18 protein-coding genes are annotated in these 15412 nt (G+C 43.5%); 13 read left to right on the top strand and 5 right to left on the bottom strand.

From position 1 onward, the window contains the following. Nucleotide 1 precedes the first annotated feature (1 nt). From Q7U33_RS08480 to Q7U33_RS08470, 3 genes are all read left to right on the top strand, one after another. Entirely contained in the window at nt 2-565 is a 564-nt protein-coding gene (locus tag Q7U33_RS08480; protein WP_304859727.1) for a hypothetical protein, read from the top strand. 337 nt (nt 566-902) lie between these two features. Beyond that, nucleotides 903-1322: a secondary thiamine-phosphate synthase enzyme YjbQ gene (locus tag Q7U33_RS08475; protein ID WP_304859725.1), complete on the top strand. Its 420-nt coding sequence runs from the start codon at nt 903-905 to the stop codon at nt 1320-1322. A 231-nt stretch (nt 1323-1553) separates the two neighbouring features. Continuing rightward, a complete protein-coding gene (locus Q7U33_RS08470) occupies nt 1554-1838 on the top strand; it encodes a hypothetical protein (RefSeq protein WP_304859723.1) in 285 nt (94 codons plus the stop codon). Between the two features lie 155 nt (nt 1839-1993). Here Q7U33_RS08470 and Q7U33_RS08465 read toward each other — a convergent pair whose 3' ends face one another. Continuing rightward, complete coding sequence (locus Q7U33_RS08465; RefSeq protein ID WP_304860199.1) at nt 1994-3238, bottom strand: murein hydrolase activator EnvC; 1245 nt, start codon at nt 3236-3238, stop codon at nt 1994-1996. Between the two features lie 22 nt (nt 3239-3260). Further along, a complete protein-coding gene (gene gpmI / locus Q7U33_RS08460; RefSeq protein WP_304859721.1) occupies nt 3261-4817 on the bottom strand; it encodes a 2,3-bisphosphoglycerate-independent phosphoglycerate mutase in 1557 nt (518 codons plus the stop codon). 152 nt (nt 4818-4969) lie between these two features. Here gpmI and Q7U33_RS08455 point away from each other — a divergent pair, with 152 nt between their 5' ends. The 5 genes from Q7U33_RS08455 to Q7U33_RS08435 all read left to right on the top strand — a co-directional run bounded on the left by Q7U33_RS08455 (nt 4970) and on the right by Q7U33_RS08435 (nt 7752). Continuing rightward, nucleotides 4970-5383, top strand: a complete 414-nt coding sequence (locus tag Q7U33_RS08455) for a rhodanese-like domain-containing protein (RefSeq protein ID WP_304859719.1) — start codon at nt 4970-4972, stop codon at nt 5381-5383. A 4-nt stretch (nt 5384-5387) separates the two neighbouring features. Beyond that, nucleotides 5388-5642: a glutaredoxin 3 gene (grxC, locus tag Q7U33_RS08450; RefSeq protein WP_304859717.1), complete on the top strand. Its 255-nt coding sequence runs from the start codon at nt 5388-5390 to the stop codon at nt 5640-5642. Between the two features lie 163 nt (nt 5643-5805). Next, entirely contained in the window at nt 5806-6285 is a 480-nt protein-coding gene (gene secB / locus Q7U33_RS08445) for a protein-export chaperone SecB (protein WP_304859715.1), read from the top strand. Nucleotides 6286-6290: 5 nt separating this feature from the next. Further along, nucleotides 6291-6743, top strand: coding sequence for an SH3 domain-containing protein (locus Q7U33_RS08440; RefSeq protein WP_304859713.1), 453 nt, complete (start codon nt 6291-6293; stop codon nt 6741-6743). A 16-nt stretch (nt 6744-6759) separates the two neighbouring features. Then, entirely contained in the window at nt 6760-7752 is a 993-nt protein-coding gene (locus Q7U33_RS08435; RefSeq protein ID WP_304859711.1) for an NAD(P)H-dependent glycerol-3-phosphate dehydrogenase, read from the top strand. A gap of 46 nt (nt 7753-7798) precedes the next feature. On the opposite strand, the gene trmL is transcribed toward Q7U33_RS08435, so the two are convergent. After that, nucleotides 7799-8263 (bottom strand): tRNA (uridine(34)/cytosine(34)/5-carboxymethylaminomethyluridine(34)-2'-O)-methyltransferase TrmL, encoded by a 465-nt coding sequence (gene trmL / locus Q7U33_RS08430; RefSeq protein WP_304859709.1) that lies wholly within the window; start codon nt 8261-8263, stop codon nt 7799-7801. 73 nt (nt 8264-8336) lie between these two features. Then, nucleotides 8337-9044 carry a ComF family protein gene (locus Q7U33_RS08425; RefSeq protein WP_304859706.1) on the bottom strand — a complete coding sequence of 236 codons (708 nt, stop codon included), beginning with the start codon at nt 9042-9044 and terminating at the stop codon, nt 8337-8339. Nucleotides 9045-9154: 110 nt separating this feature from the next. Between Q7U33_RS08425 and bioB the strand changes: the two genes are divergently transcribed. The 5 genes from bioB to bioD are packed head-to-tail and all read left to right on the top strand — an operon-like array spanning nt 9155 to nt 13786. After that, a complete protein-coding gene (gene bioB / locus Q7U33_RS08420) occupies nt 9155-10210 on the top strand; it encodes a biotin synthase BioB (protein ID WP_304859704.1) in 1056 nt (351 codons plus the stop codon). 8 nt (nt 10211-10218) lie between these two features. After that, nucleotides 10219-11382 (top strand): 8-amino-7-oxononanoate synthase, encoded by a 1164-nt coding sequence (gene bioF, locus Q7U33_RS08415; protein ID WP_304859702.1) that lies wholly within the window; start codon nt 10219-10221, stop codon nt 11380-11382. Further along, the gene (bioH, locus tag Q7U33_RS08410) at nt 11379-12191 is read left to right on the top strand and encodes a pimeloyl-ACP methyl ester esterase BioH (RefSeq protein WP_304859700.1); all 813 of its coding nucleotides are present in this window, start codon (nt 11379-11381) and stop codon (nt 12189-12191) included. The genes bioF and bioH overlap by 4 nt, the downstream gene beginning before the upstream one ends. 4 nt (nt 12192-12195) lie before the next feature. Continuing rightward, entirely contained in the window at nt 12196-13098 is a 903-nt protein-coding gene (bioC, locus tag Q7U33_RS08405; protein ID WP_304859698.1) for a malonyl-ACP O-methyltransferase BioC, read from the top strand. A gap of 34 nt (nt 13099-13132) precedes the next feature. Then, nucleotides 13133-13786 carry a dethiobiotin synthase gene (gene bioD / locus Q7U33_RS08400; protein ID WP_304859696.1) on the top strand — a complete coding sequence of 218 codons (654 nt, stop codon included), beginning with the start codon at nt 13133-13135 and terminating at the stop codon, nt 13784-13786. A gap of 29 nt (nt 13787-13815) precedes the next feature. Here the strand turns inward: bioD and Q7U33_RS08395 are convergent, their stop codons facing one another. Continuing rightward, nucleotides 13816-15387: a M48 family metalloprotease gene (locus Q7U33_RS08395; protein ID WP_304859693.1), complete on the bottom strand. Its 1572-nt coding sequence runs from the start codon at nt 15385-15387 to the stop codon at nt 13816-13818. Between the last annotated feature and the right edge of the window lie 25 nt (nt 15388-15412).

Below are 15412 nucleotides of genomic sequence, written 5' to 3'. Positions count from 1 at the left end.
CATGCTCAATAGTAAAAAGCATACTTATTTTGCATTGCTTATGCTTGTGAGTTTGGCTACTGGTTGCGCAACCGATGGTAGGCAAGCAGGCGCACATCCTCAAATTGATAGAGTTTCTGCCGAGGCCTTAGAGAAAATGATGCCCCAGCCTCACCCTGTATTGAGTTTGGATGAAATTGTCACTTTGTCTAAACAAGGGCTCAGCCACGAGCAGATTATTCAAAAAATAAAAGAGACAGATTCAAGTTATGCGCTTACGCCTAGTCAAAGTGTAGATTTAAGTAACCGTGGTGTAGATAAAAAAGTACTGGATTACATTCATACCAGTCGTGAGCTTGCCTTAAGAAATAAGCTTGCAGAAGAAATCAACAAACGCGAGCAAGATAAACGTGCTGAGTTAGCAAAGCTTAAGCAACAGATGATTAATCGTCAGCGTTTCGACGATCCATTTTGTCGATACCAGCGTTTTGGTTTTAGCCCTTATGGGTTTGGTGCATATGGGTCTAGATTTGGTCCGCGCTTTGGAATGGGAGCAGGATATTTCTCGCCATGGGGTTGTTGGTAAGTTTGGATTGAGTGTTGCTTAAGTTTTTAGATATACGCTAAGGAAATGCGGAATAAGTGCCTGTGCGAGCAAATTGTTGCGTTGCGCGGTTTTTTGGATTAGCCGCCACTATCAGTGACTTAACATCGCCTTGCGAGTTAGCCTACACCGCAACCAAAGGTTGTCGCAACCTCGCTGTATATCGCATACTGTCTTGGCTTCTGCGTTCCGTGCGCCTTTGGCGTTAAGCCGAGCTGCTTCACTTAACGAGCACGCCCCTTGCGGGTGCACTTTAATCTCGCTCGGCGACTTATTTCGCGTTTCCATAAGCAATTAATGGTTGAGTTTGGAGTAGTCAATGCAACAAAAAACAGGACAAATTAACATTCACACACATGGACGTAAACTTTACGATATTACGCCGCAAGTCATTGATTGGGCGGAATCAAGTGGATTACGCACAGGCATGGTCACGCTTTATATACAACACACCTCCGCGAGTCTGTTGATCAATGAGAATTACGATCACGATGTATTGGTGGATATGGAGTCGTTCTTTAATCGGTTGGTACCTGATGGTGATCCTCTATTTATACATACAGTTGAGGGGCCTGATGACATGCCTGCCCATGTTCGCTCTGCGCTTACACAAACTCATTTATCCATTCCGCTATTAGAAGGTAAACTTGCGTTAGGTCAGTGGCAAGGTATTTTCTTATATGAACATCGACATGTGGCTAGTCATCGACGGGTTATTTTTCATTTAATCGGTGATTAATCGTTTCTATCATTGAAAAGTGCTTAATGGATAACTTTTTAAGTGGCTGAAGCTAAGTTACGGTAAGAAATGTGAGATTTATGACTATTGATTGCAGGCACATCTTGCATTAAGGTTGCAGAGAATCTTGAATGCGTTAGAATAAGCTCTGGTTTAAAAAAAACAGCTTAAATCATTGAATATAAAACAATGAGCATCTGTTTAAACTATCTAAATATAAAAGGAGATTTTATGTCTATGCTATTGCGCTCATTATTGGTATTGGGAATGACAAGTTTGTTGGTAGTAGGTTGTGGCGAGAAAGAGGAAGCTGCGCCAGTTGAGGAAGCACCTGTTGCAGAATCAGTAGAAGCGCCAGCACCAGTAGCGCCAGTATCTGGCGGATATGAGCCATCTGCGGATGAACGCGTTCCTGGCATTACTTTAGACCCAGCACAAATTGCTGCTGAAACAGAAGCGGCAGCTACGGCGTCAGCTGGTGAAGTTGCAAGCTTTGCAGATTCAGAACCGCAATAACCCCATTAATATCAGCGGGTACACCGCTGATATTATCAATAAAAAAGCACGCTATCTGCGTGCTTTTTTATTGGGCCTGGTGATTCAGCCGTGATTAGGAGTCAACTATGAGTGTTCATAAAGTGGCTTTATTTTCACAAACTACTTTAGTCTGATTAATTCAAGCTACTCCATGCCATTGGGTCAAATGGTCGGCTTTGGTTTCTGAGCTCGTAATAAAGCCCGTTAGATTCATTGCCGCCAGTGTTGCCAACTGAGGCAATCGTGTCTCCGCCTTTGACCATCTCGCCTTCTTGCCTTAAAACGGACTGATTATTTCCATATAGGCTCATGTATCCATCGCCATGGTCAAGAATAATCAGGTTGCCAAAGCCCCTCAACCAGTCGGCAAATACGACACGACCAGATGCTACTGCTTTTACTTCTGCCCCTTCGTTGGCTTTTATGAATAAGCCTTTCCATGAGATGCCGCTATCCTGCCTTATGGAACCAAAGCGGTTACTGACCTCCCCGCGAACAGGCAAGCGAAGCTTGCCTTTTAAGGCGGAGAAGTTGGCACCAGTAAAATGATCACTCGGTAACTTTTCATTACTAATCGCAACTTTAGCCTGGGGTGTTGTTTGAATAGTTTGTGGTGATGGTTTCGCTACTTTTTTCTTTTTTGGAATAATCTTGGCTAGGCGACTTACCAGCTCAGATAGTCTCTTTTCGTCACGACTCAGTTTTTTAATTTGCCCACGTTGTTCAGCAATCTGTTGTGAAAGTGATTTTACAACTTTAGATTTCTTTGTCTTTTGAAGCTCAAGTATGCGCTTTTCATCCATTTGTTTTTGTTTGAGTGCTGTGATTTCTTGCAGCTTAGATGTAGTTAGCTCGTTAAGTTTTGTAATTTTATTTAAGTTCATTTGCATTTTGCTGATGAAGTCTGCGCGTGCTTTTGCGACGTAGGAGTAATAATGCAAATCGCGAGCGACTTCACTTGGGCGCTGGCTTTGCAGAATCATTTGTACATAACTTTCTTGGCCATGGATGTATTGCTGATAAAGCTGCCCGCTTAATAGTTTTTGTTGCTTGCTAAGTGCAAGGTTGGTTGATTTTGATTCGGCTTCTAATTTGGCTAATTCTTTTTTATTATCAGTCTGTTGCTTGCTGATTTCATGCAGTTTTTTATTTGCGCCGCTAATGGCAACTTCACTCTCTTTAAGTGCGTCCGTAGCATCTTTGTGTTCTTCCTGTGCTTGGTCTAGTTCTTTTTTTAGTGCTTTTAATTGCTTCTGTAATTCACTTAGTGCTTGTTTGGGTTGTTCTGATTTTTTTTCGGCAAAACACCATGATGCGTGAAGCAGTAGCGAGAGCATCAGTGTCAGCACTGATGTCGTTTGCAAAATACGGTGGCGCATCATGGTGTTGAGGTGTTTAGCTTTAAGCGTTAAATTGAACTAGGTTTTTACCGGTCATTTCATGGGGTTGGTCAACACCCATCAAATTGAGGATAGTCGGCGCTAGGTCAGAGAGTGCGCCATTGTCGTTTAGTTGGCCTTTTCTGCCAATGTAAATGAGCGGTACTAGATTAGTGGTGTGCTGTGTGTGTGGTTGTTGGTTCTGAGTGTCAAACATTTGTTCCACGTTGCCATGGTCTGCTGTAATCAGTACTTCACCGCCAATACTCTGCATGGCGTTTACAACACGGCCGATACAGATATCCAATGCCTCTACAGCAGCAATAGCCGCCTTGAGGTTACCTGAGTGACCAACCATGTCGCAATTAGCATAGTTGCAAATAATCGTATTGTATTTTTTGCTTAAAATCGCTTCTTCTAATTTTTCAGTGACTTCATTTGCACTCATTTCTGGTTGCAGGTCGTAAGTTTCAACTTTGGGAGATGGTACGAGAATTCTATCTTCACCAGCAAACACCTTTTCTTCACCCCCATTAAAGAAAAAGGTGACGTGTGGGTATTTCTCAGTTTCTGCAATTCTAAGTTGGGTGAGTCCTTGTGCTGATATGTATTCACCGAGCGTATTCTTCACTTCCTGAGGTGGAAACATCACGGTCGCTTTGGTTTCTTTTTTGTCGTACATGGTCAATGTAAAGAACCCTGCTAGTTTTGGCACATGGCGACGGTGAAAACCATCAAACTCTTCTGCAAGTATGGCGTGTGTTAATTGACGTGCACGGTCTGAGCGGAAGTTCATAAACACAGCCAAGTCACCGTCTTCCATCTTGATTGGTGCTTCATTGGCCTGATGAATCGCTGTGGTTTTCACAAACTCATCATTTTCTCCGCGTGCGTATGCATCTTGTAAACCTGCTAGGGCAGTTTCGGCCGTAAATTCACCAATGCCCTCTGTAAATAACTTGTATGCAGCTTCTACACGTGGCCAGCGTTTGTCTCTGTCCATGCCATAAAAACGTCCACTGATTGATGCAATCTTACCAACTCCGACGCTTTTGCATTGCTGCTCCAATGCATCAATATAAGGTGCGGCACTGATTGGGGGCGTATCTCGGCCATCTAAGAATGCATGTATGTACACTTTATTCACGCCGTGAATCCCAGCCATTTTAATCATGGCATGAATGTGGTCTTGATGGCTGTGTACGCCTCCATCTGAAAGCAAACCAAAAATATGTAGCGCTTTATCATTGTTCTTGATGTTTACCAAAGCGGGTGCTAACACAGGGTGTTCAAAAAGCTCGCCCGTTGTAATGCTATTGTTAATGCGCTCATAGTCTTGAAACACAATGCGTCCAGCACCAATATTCAAATGACCAACTTCTGAGTTTCCCATTTGCCCATCAGGTAATCCTACATAGTGTTCAGAGGCGTTAATTAATGTGTGTGGGAAGTTTTTCCACAGCGCATCCCAGTTTGGTTTGTTCGCTTGTGCAATAGCGTTATCGGTGATTTCTTCACGATAACCGAAACCATCTAGAATCAATAGACAAACTGGTGTGATATTTTTATTAGGGGACATATTTCGCCTCAATCTTTTGCATAAATTGTGATATCAATACGAGCATTTTAGCGCATTTACACGTAAAATCTGATTATAAATATGTAAGGTGTACTAGCTAAGCGCTATATCAGTTCTTACAATTAAATGCGTAAAACTTTGAAAGGTAATCAGTGGAATTTATAAAAGATAATGCCTTATTAATTGGCTTGGCCTTTGGCTCTGGCATCATGTTGTTGTTGCCTAGTTTTGGAAGAGGCGCGGGTGGTGTGCCTAACTTAGGTACGACCGAAGCGGTCACGCTTATTAACCGCAACCATGCATTGGTGATTGACGTGCGTGATGATGTCGAGTTTGCAAATGGGCACATTGTTGATGCAAAACATATCCCCCTAGATCAATTGGCTAGTCGTTTGAATGAATTGGCTAAATATAAAGATAAGCCAGTGTTAGTTAATTGTCAGCGTGGTGCGCGCTCAGCAAAAGCGTGCGATATTTTACGTAAGGCTGAGTTTAAGCAAGTGCATAATCTTAAAGGTGGTCTTAATGCATGGGTTGAAGCAAAACTCCCCATCGTGAAAGCGTAATCGTATGGCTAATATTTTGATGTACACCTCAGCGGTTTGCCCTTATTGCATCAATGCAGAGCGCTTGTTAACTAGCAAAGGTGTGAAAGAGATTAACAAAATCCGTATTGATCTGCAGCCAGAAAGACGCGATGAAATGATGCAAAAGACGGGGCGTCGTACGGTGCCACAAATTTATATTGATGATCGCCACATTGGTGGTTTTGATGATTTGCGGGCTTTAGATTTAGCTGGCGGGCTGGATCCATTGTTGGCTTAAGTACTCGTTTTTGATGGTTAAGGGTATATTCACTATGATTTACAGCAGAGTCGGAAATTAAACTCTGCTAAAATAGGCGCTTAAGTTCTAATAAGCTTCATAAGTATCAAATCACTCTGTCACGGAGTACCCATTTTAATTAATATTTTTTAAGTAGAAAATTATGGCACAAGAAGAAAATAACGTAGCACAAGAGCAAGCGCAACAACCTGGTTTCAGTATTGAAAAAATTTATGTGAAAGATGTTTCATTAGAAATCCCTCATGCACCACAAATTTTTACAGATCGTACGCAACCTCAGGTAAGCATTGAGCTAAGTAACCTAGCGCAGCAAGTTGAAGAAAACGTATTTGAAGTGGCAATTAAAGTGACTGTTACCTCTAAAATTGCTGATAAAACAGTATTTTTGGTAGAAGTAACACAAGCGGGTATTTTCCAAATTCGTAACGTGCCTGCAGAAAATATGGAAATGATTGTTGGCATCACTTGCCCTAATATTCTGTTCCCGTACCTACGCGAAAGTGTTTCTGATTTAGTGGTACGTGCTGGTTTCCAACCTGTATTGTTGAACCCAATTAACTTTGAAGCTTTGTTTGCACAACAAAAGCAACAAGAAGCTGAACAAGCAGGTTCTGTGCAATAAGTGTAATGTCTCGACTTTCGAAAGTTGCTTTAATTTTCGCACTGATGTGGATGCCAATCACGGCATCTGCATTAGATTTTAGGTCTGTCGCCGTCTCCAAAGCCATCTTGTATGATGCGCCATCAAGCTCAGCAAAAAAAGTATTATTGCTCAGCCATCTTTATCCTGTAGAAGTTGTGGTAAACCTTGGCGATTGGCTAAAGGTTCGTGATGCACAGGGGAGTATGAATTGGGTAGAAGCTAAACATTTGTCTGTTAAGCGTTCGGTACTGGTCACTAAAAGTCTGACCGAAATGAGAGCTCATCCAGATGTTGGTGCCGATGTCGTTGCAACATTAGAAAAAGATGTTGTGCTGGAGTTGGTAGAGGCTAACTCTAATAACGGATGGCTGAGGGTAAAGCATCGAGATGGTGTTACTGGATATGTTTTAGTTTCATCTACTTGGGGTTTTGATTAACTAGGGTTTTGATTAAATGGCAAAAATTGCAGTATTAGGTGCTGGCGCATGGGGAACGGCGCTGGCGATGAATATCAGTCAACGTCACCAGGTTTCACTGTGGGCACGTAATGCTGGTCATGTTTCTGGTATGCGTAAAGCGCGAGCAAACCCTTTGTATTTAGGTGATTTTAAATTTAATGACCAGTTGCAGATTGAGGATAATTTGCAAATAGCACTTGATGGTGCTGATTTGATTTTATCAGTGGTACCGACTGCTGGCTTTAGAAATATTTTAAAAGACATTAAGCAACTAGAGTGTACGCTGCCTATTATCTGGGCCCATAAAGGCCTAGAGCCACAAACCGCTAAATTGCCCTATGAAGTGGCGCTTGAAGAGTTGAGCAGTGAGCAAAAGTGGGGCGCTTTATCTGGGCCTAGTTTTGCTGCTGAACTGGTACGTGGTTTACCTACCGCGGTTACCTTGGCTGCGAATGATGAGGCTTTTGCTAAAGAAGCTGCGTTATTGATTCATGGGGCAAATTTACGTGTGTACGATACGACTGATGTGATTGGTGTGTCAGTTGGTGGTGCGGTTAAAAATGTGATGGCGATTGCCGCTGGTATTTCTGATGGTATGGGTTTTGGTAATAATGCACGTGCTGCAATGATTACTCGTGGTTTAACTGAGATGACGCGTTTTGGCTTAGCACTTGGTGCTAAAGCGGAAACTTTTATGGGTTTGGCAGGTGTTGGCGATTTAATACTGACTTGTACTGGTCAGTACTCTAGAAATAGAGAAGTGGGTTTGCAGCTTGCCAGCGGTAAAGGCTTAGCAGATATTTTGCAAGGGCTTGGTCATGTGGCAGAAGGCGTGAACACCGCACGCGAGGTGATGCGTCGCGCTGAAACATTAGGCGTTGATATGCCGATTACTCGTGAGGTAAATCAAGCATTATCACATGGTAAAAGTGCTCAGGATGCCGTGATGGATTTGTTAGGTCGTGAGCAAAAGCCAGAAGGCGTATAACATCGTTGATGATGTTTTTAGCAATAGCCTGGTTGAATAGTCGGACTTAGCTACCGCCTTCAAACCCAATTTGTCGCCAAGCTTCATAAAGCAATACCGCAGCAGAGTTTGATAAATTCAAGCTACGGCTATTGGGTAGCATTGGTAAACGTACGCGTTGTTCAGCCGCGAATTCATTGCGTACATCCTCTGATAGGCCACGTGTTTCAGGCCCAAATACAAATACATCGTCAGCTTTAAATGCAATATCACTATGTGTAGTGCTGCCTTTGGTGGTAATTGCAAATAGTCGCTTGCCTGCAAGTGCTGCTTTGCAGGCCTCCCAGTTTTCATGCACCTTTAAGTTGGCATATTCGTGATAGTCCAAGCCTGCGCGTTTTAGTTGTTTGTCTTCTAAGCTGAACCCTAGTGGTTTCACTAAGTGTAATTGCGCGCCGGTGTTGGCACATAGCCGTATGATGTTGCCTGTGTTTGGTGGGATTTCAGGCTCAAATAAAACAATATGGAACATAAGTAAAATCAGTTTTTCGTTAAGTTAGATTTGTGTCACGCTAATTATTGCTGTTTAGCATGCGATAGGGCCTTTATTTCGGTAACGTTCTTGCCATCACCCAGCATTCTACATGGGCAGCGCCTGCTTGTTTTAATGTTTTAGCGAGTTCATTCAAACTGGCGCCAGTTGTCATTACATCATCAATAATCGCAATGTTTAAATGTTGCAGATTCTGTTGGCAACTAAACGCACCTTTGATGTTTTTGATACGTTCTTTCAGATTAAGGCTCGCTTGTGGGGGTGTATGTTTAGTGCGCTGGCAGGCAGTGTAGTCTAGTGGTATGGTTAAAGCCTTGCTCAATAGCTTTGCTATTTCAAGTGCTTGATTAAAGCCTCGTTCTTTTAAGCGATTCTGATGCATGGGCATTGGGATGATGAGGTTGATTGAATTTTGCATGGTCAGTTGCGTGTGTTTTTTCTCTACAAATAACGATGCAAAAGTGTGGGCTAAATTTAAACTTGCGTTGTATTTGTAATGTTGTAATAAGCCGTCTATGGGGTAATCGTAGGTGAGTAGTGCTGCTGTTGCATCAAAGCTGGGTGATGTGCTTAAGCAACTGCCACATATTGTACCGTTTGTAATAAGCGCACATTGAGGACATTGTGTCGCGTTGTGCCAAGGAAGGTCTTTTAGGCATGGCTGACATAGGCCGAGATTTCCACCCTTGTGGCTTGCACAAAGTACGCATGTTTGCTGCAAGTTTGGCAGTATTTGATTAAATTTTAATCTATTGTTCAAAGTTTGCAGCCAGTTTTATTGACAATGTATAATCACGCTTAAATTCTATCTCAATTTCACTTAATCACCACTTTTGTGAATATACCTTAGTAAATATACAAGGAAATACAATGCTTGAATCATCAACTCACTCAGAAGCAACAACACCTACTAATGAAGCGGTTATCAATACTGATAGCCTAAAGGCAGGTTTAAATAAATCATGTAGCACACATGCACATGAAGAAAATACCGTGAATCGCTGGAGTGTGGCGGAGATTGTTGACTTGTTTGAAATGCCTTTCAGTGATTTGATGCACCGAGCGCAAAATGTACATCGTGCCAATTTCGACCCGAATGCAGTGCAAGTGAGTACCCTGCTATCTATTAAAACTGGCGGTTGCTCTGAAGACTGTGGGTATTGTCCACAAGCGGCTCGTTATCATACGGATGTTGAAAGTGAGCCACTCATGGCTTTGGATGATGTGATTGCTGCCGCACAAGAGGCAAAAGACAATGGCGCGAGCCGTTTTTGTATGGGTGCTGCTTGGCGCGGCCCAAAACAGCGCGATTTAGACCCTGTGCTTAAAATGATTGCAGAAGTGAAAGCGATGGGCCTAGAAACTTGCGCAACTTTGGGTATGTTAAAAGAAGGACAAGCTGAGCAGTTAAAAGACGCGGGTTTAGATTATTACAATCATAACTTGGATACAGCACCAGAGTTCTACGGTGAAGTGATTACTACGCGTACTTACCAAGACCGATTGGAAACATTAGACCGTGTACGTAGCGTTGATATCAACGTGTGCAGTGGCGGCATTATCGGGATGGGCGAGTCACGTAATCAACGTGCTGGTTTGTTGGCACAGTTGGCTAATATGGAGCGCCCACCAGAAAGCGTGCCAATTAACTTATTGACCCAAGTGGAAGGTACACCTTTACACGGAACTGAAGAGTTAGACCCATTAGAGTTTGTGCGTACCATCGCTGCCGCTCGTATTACCATGCCAAATAGTTTTGTACGCTTGTCTGCTGGGCGCCAGACGATGCATGAAGGCATACAGGCTTTGTGCTTTTTGGCAGGTGCAAACAGTATTTTCTACGGTGAAAAATTGTTAACGACAGGTAACCCAGAAGCGGAAACTGACAAGCAATTATTTGCCAAACTTGGCATTAACAAGATTTAATCATCGCAATGTTAGCTTCTTTACAACGTGAACTTGATCAGCGCAAAACCGATGGTTTGTTGCGCCAGCGTCGTTTATTAGACTCACCCCAGGCTGAGCATATTGTTGCGAATCAGCATCCGTATCTTTCTTTTTGCAGTAATGATTACTTAGGCTTAGCGAACCATCCTGATTTAATTGTAGCCATGCAAAAAGCCGCTGGGGATTCTGGCGTGGGTAGTGGTGCTTCTAACCTGATTACTGGACATCATCGCTATCATGATGCCTTAGAAAAGCAACTTGCAACATTTGTTGACTTACCTGCTGCGCTTCTGTTTTCTACTGGATATATGGCAAATATTGGCGTGCTTGGCGCACTGACAGGCCGAGGCGATGCAATATTCGCGGATAAGTTAAATCATGCATGTTTAAATGACGGTGCTTATTTCTCACATGCAGAGTTTCAACGCTACCCGCACAATGATGTGGCTGCGCTAGAAAAGTTGTTACAGGCCAGTACCGCCAAACATAAATTGATTGCTGCTGATGCAGTGTTTAGCATGGATGGAGACATTGCACCCATCCCTGAATATCTAGCACTTTGCGAAAAATATGACGCTTACCTGTACTTAGATGACGCGCATGGTTTTGGTGTGTTAGGCGAACATGGCAAAGGCTCGTTGAGTCACTTCAATATTAAATCACCACGTATTATCATGATGGCTACTTTAGGTAAAGCCGCTGGTGTTGCAGGTGCTTTTGTGGCGGGTGAGCAAGTGGTGATTGACTATCTGATTCAAAAAGCTAAAAGTTATGTGTATTCAACACCTGCACCGCCAGCTTTGTCAGCCACGCTTTCGGCATCTGTTAAGTTGATTGAGCAAGGTGATGATTTACGTGCAAATCTCAACCGCTCAATCGCTTATTTGAAAAATAACCTTAAGCTCAATCAATGGCAGTTAATGGATTCAGATACCTCAATTCAGCCGTTGGTGGTAGGTGGCAATAAAGAGGCATTAGCACTAAGTGAGTATTTACAAACCTGTGGTATTTTAGTACCAGCAATTCGTCCGCCTACGGTGCCTGTTGGCACTGCAAGGTTGCGCATATCACTATCAGCATCACATACATTGGATGATATGCAAAAGCTCGTTGACGCGATTCATCGGGCAGAAAGTGAGCTTGGTGCATGATTGCCAATCATCTCCACGTTGAAATAGTAGGCACGGGGCCGAACCTTGTATTGCTGCATGGATGGGGCATGAATGGTGCTGTATGGCAGCCTTTGGTTAAAAAACTGAGCAAATTATTCACACTGCATATTATAGATTTGCCAGGCATGGGCTTAAGCCGCCCGATAGAGCCATTTCACCTACACGCTACCGCAGAAAAGGTGGCTGAAGTGCTACCCGCACATGCGGATGTTGTCGGCTGGTCTTTAGGCGCGCAGGTCGCGATGCGTATTGCACTGGATTATCCAGACCTAGTGCGTAGATTAGTACTAGTAGGTGCTACACCTTGTTTTGTGAATAAGAGTTTTGACCAAGATAGCGTGGAGTATAAATCCACATGGGATATCGGCATTGAGCCAGAGGTATTTGGTAACTTTGCAGATAGTGTCAATGAAGATTATCACAAAACCATGACACAGTTTTTGACCTTGCAGTGTATGGGCTCGAATGACGCAAGAAGTACCGTTAAATTATTACGTAATAAATTTGCTGAGCGCCCAACGCCAACATCGCAAACTTTATATCGCGCATTGAATATATTATTAGAAACAGATTTACGTGCAGAAATCGAACATTTAAGAAAACCTACATTACTAGTACACGGAGACCGTGATACTTTGGCACCAGTGCAAGCAGCCCATTGGATGATGAAAACGCTGCCTGTAGGTTTCTTACGTGTGATGGCGGGTGCATCCCATGCGCCATTCTTATCACATCAAGAGCAGTTTATTGATGCGATTGTCCAATTTTTAGAACCCCAAGCGCAGTAACAACATGACAGACGATATTTATCGCATAGACAAAGTGCGTGCGCGTGCCTCTTTTGGTCGTGCTGCTGAAACTTACGATGCAGCTGCTATTTTGCAAAAGCAGGTGCGTGAGGAAATGCTAGGCCGCCTAGATTTAGTAAAATTAAATCCACAGGTGGTTTTAGACGCGGGTTGTGGCACGGGGCTTGGTAGTCACGCGCTACAAAGAAAATACCCAGCATCACAAGTGGTGTCACTGGATTTTGCATATCCTATGTTGCAACAGACCCGTAAGACGTACTCAAGTATCGGTGCGTTACATTTACTCAAGTCTTTTGTCGGGCTAACCAAGCAAAATTTAGTTTGTGCGGATATTGAGGCTTTACCCATTAGCAATTCAAGTGTCAGCTTGGTGTGGTCCAATCTGGCAATACAGTGGTGTAATGATTTGGACGCGGCTTTACAACAGTTTCATCGTGTATTGCAGCCAGAGGGTTTGCTGATGTTTAGCACTTTTGGGCCAGATACTTTGCGTGAATTACGAGTAGCGACCAGTGCGGCGAGTGATAGTGAGTACACGAGTGTAAGTCGATTTATTGATATGCATGATATTGGCGATGCTTTAGTGCGGGCTGGATTTAGCGCACCAGTATTAGATGTAGAGCGGTTTACGCTAACGTATGATGATGTGAAAAGTGTCATGCGTGATCTCAAAAGTATCGGCGCACACAACGCAACAGATGGCCGTGCCAGAGGTTTGTTAGGTCGTGGTTTCTTTACGAAACTAGAGGCTGAATACGAGCGATTTAGACAAGATGGAAAATTGCCTGCAACATTTGAAGTGGTCTATGGGCATGCATGGCGTGCTAAAGATAAAGAAGTGTTACCTGATGGTGCTGTACCAATCAATTTTACACGTAAGAAGTAATCGTGCTATTTCTGTCGCAACCTAACTAACCCGTATGAAACAGTCTTATTTTATTATTGGCACCGATACCAACGTAGGCAAAACCTATGTTGCCAGTGCTTTGGTACGGCACTTTGCTAATAAAGGGCATCAAACAATAGGCATGAAGCCGATCGCTTCAGGTTGCGTGCAGACCCCTGATGGCGATTTGCTCAATGATGACGTGCTTGCATTATCTACAGCGAGTAATGTTGCTGCGCCGTTAGACCTCATTAATCTTTATCGTTTTGCGCCTGCCATTGCGCCTCATATTGCCGCAGAGCAAGTGGGAGAGATTGTTGACTGTGAGAAAATTAAGCAGGCATATCATCATTTAACTGAGTTAGCGGATGTGGTAATCGTAGAAGGTGCTGGCGGTTTTCTTGTGCCATTGAATAAGCATGAAACCTTAGCTGATTTGGCTGTTACACTGAATATTCCCCTCATTTTGGTAGTAGGCATGCGTTTAGGCTGTATTAATCATGCCTTGCTTACGGTAGAGGCTATCCAAGCGCGAGGATTAACACTCGTTGGCTGGGTAGCTAATCAAGTAGATGCGGATATGCCTGTTTTTGATGAGAACTTAGCAAGCTTACAGCAACGTATCGCTGCGCCATGTATTAGTGTGGTTGGCTGGCAAAATGAAGTGAGTTTTAGCACCGATTTTTGATAGCAAAGCAATACGCTTCGTTCCAAATTTTATTCTGAGATACTCGCATTTTCGACCACCACTTTGTAAAAATTAATTGCTTTTGGGTCTGTAATTCGCGTACCTACAGCAACCTGATTACGTTTGCCTGACGCTACACCATGAATCAGTAATGGCTGACTTTGCCCAATCGCGCGTCCATTTGCATTGTATTGAATGACACGGACTTGCACTCTGCTTAATACTACTGGCGTGTCGTTTTGAACGACTGCAAATAAATTGCCTGAATGATCACTTTGTATGCCTGATTTAATGTACTTGGCAGGGTTGCGTGGCAAATCGATGCGTACAGCTCTGGCAACCGCATCTTTACCGATATCTGAGTTAGAGCTGGCTGCTACTTGGTAGTGCTGTAATGCAACATCTGTTTGGCCGCGGCCTTCAGCAATTTGGCCTAATAGTGCGTGTCCTGGTGCTGTTGGCAATAACTCATTGGCACGTTTTAAGAATGGTTCTGCTTCTGTTTTTTTACCCATATTAAATAAGGCAATGCCACTTTGAATGTGCGGCTTAAAGTAATCAGGCTGCATATTGATGGCTTTTGCGTATAACTTTAATGCCTCTTCTGGTTTTTTTTCTGTCAGTGCAATGTCACCTAACAGCTCTTGAAAGCGAGCCTCTCGTGGCTCGCCTTTGATTGCTTGGTTAATTAAAGATTTTGCTTTATCTAGGTTCTTTTCGCTGAGCGCTTTGACTGCATCATCATAGGCTTTGTACGCACCTTGGGTTGCTCTTAATTTAGCTGTTTTCTTGGCATAAATTTCTTTACCCCATTCACCGCCAGCGCCAATCAGTTTAAGCGTTTCTTTATTTGCATCTACACGGGCTTGTGACGGCGGGTGGCTTGCAAACAAGCCTTCGATAAAGTTACTTTTTCTGTCGGCACTTAATCGTATAAATGTTTCCTGCAACGTGACGGCGGCGGCTGGGTCGTAACCCGCTTTTTTCATATATTGCATGCCGTATAAGTCGGATTCGCTTTCGGCATCACGACCATATTTACTATTCACCAACTGCGCGCCAGCTTGTGCTCCGCCTACAATGAGGTTTGCATAGTCTGTGTTTTGTGCACCAATGCCAACAGCAATCATGGCGCCTTGTAACAATACGCCACGCTCCATACCTTGCGCGCCATGTCTAGCGGCTGCGTGTACGAGTTCATGCCCCATCACGGCGGCTAACTCTGCCTCGCTATTAAGCTCGTAGAGCAGGCCGCGGTTAAATGCGATTTTTCCACCAGGCATCGCCCATGCGTTGGGCACTGAATCGTTTAGTAAATTAAACTCATAAGGGAGTTTGCGGTCTGATACTGCTGCTAATTTATTGCCAACACTTTGTATATATGCTGTCAGCTCTGGATCCAGCACATAATCACCGCCCTGAGATTGGCGAGTAGGTGAGTAGTTTTGTGCGCCAATTGAGATTTCCTGTGCTTCCGAGACAAATTGAAACTCACGCTTTTTTGTAACAGGATTTACCCCACAGGCGCTCACGATGAGTGACAGCGCTAATAGAAAAATAAACGGTAATTTTCGGTCAATGTTCTGTAGATAGTATTTCATGGTGTTAAACTCGCATGGGTCGGCC

It is taken from the genome of Methylotenera sp. (assembly GCF_030653755.1).
Lineage (GTDB): Bacteria > Pseudomonadota > Gammaproteobacteria > Burkholderiales > Methylophilaceae > Methylotenera.
The sequence above is the reverse complement of the archived record's forward strand: the minus strand, read 5'-3'. Positions and strand labels throughout refer to the sequence as shown.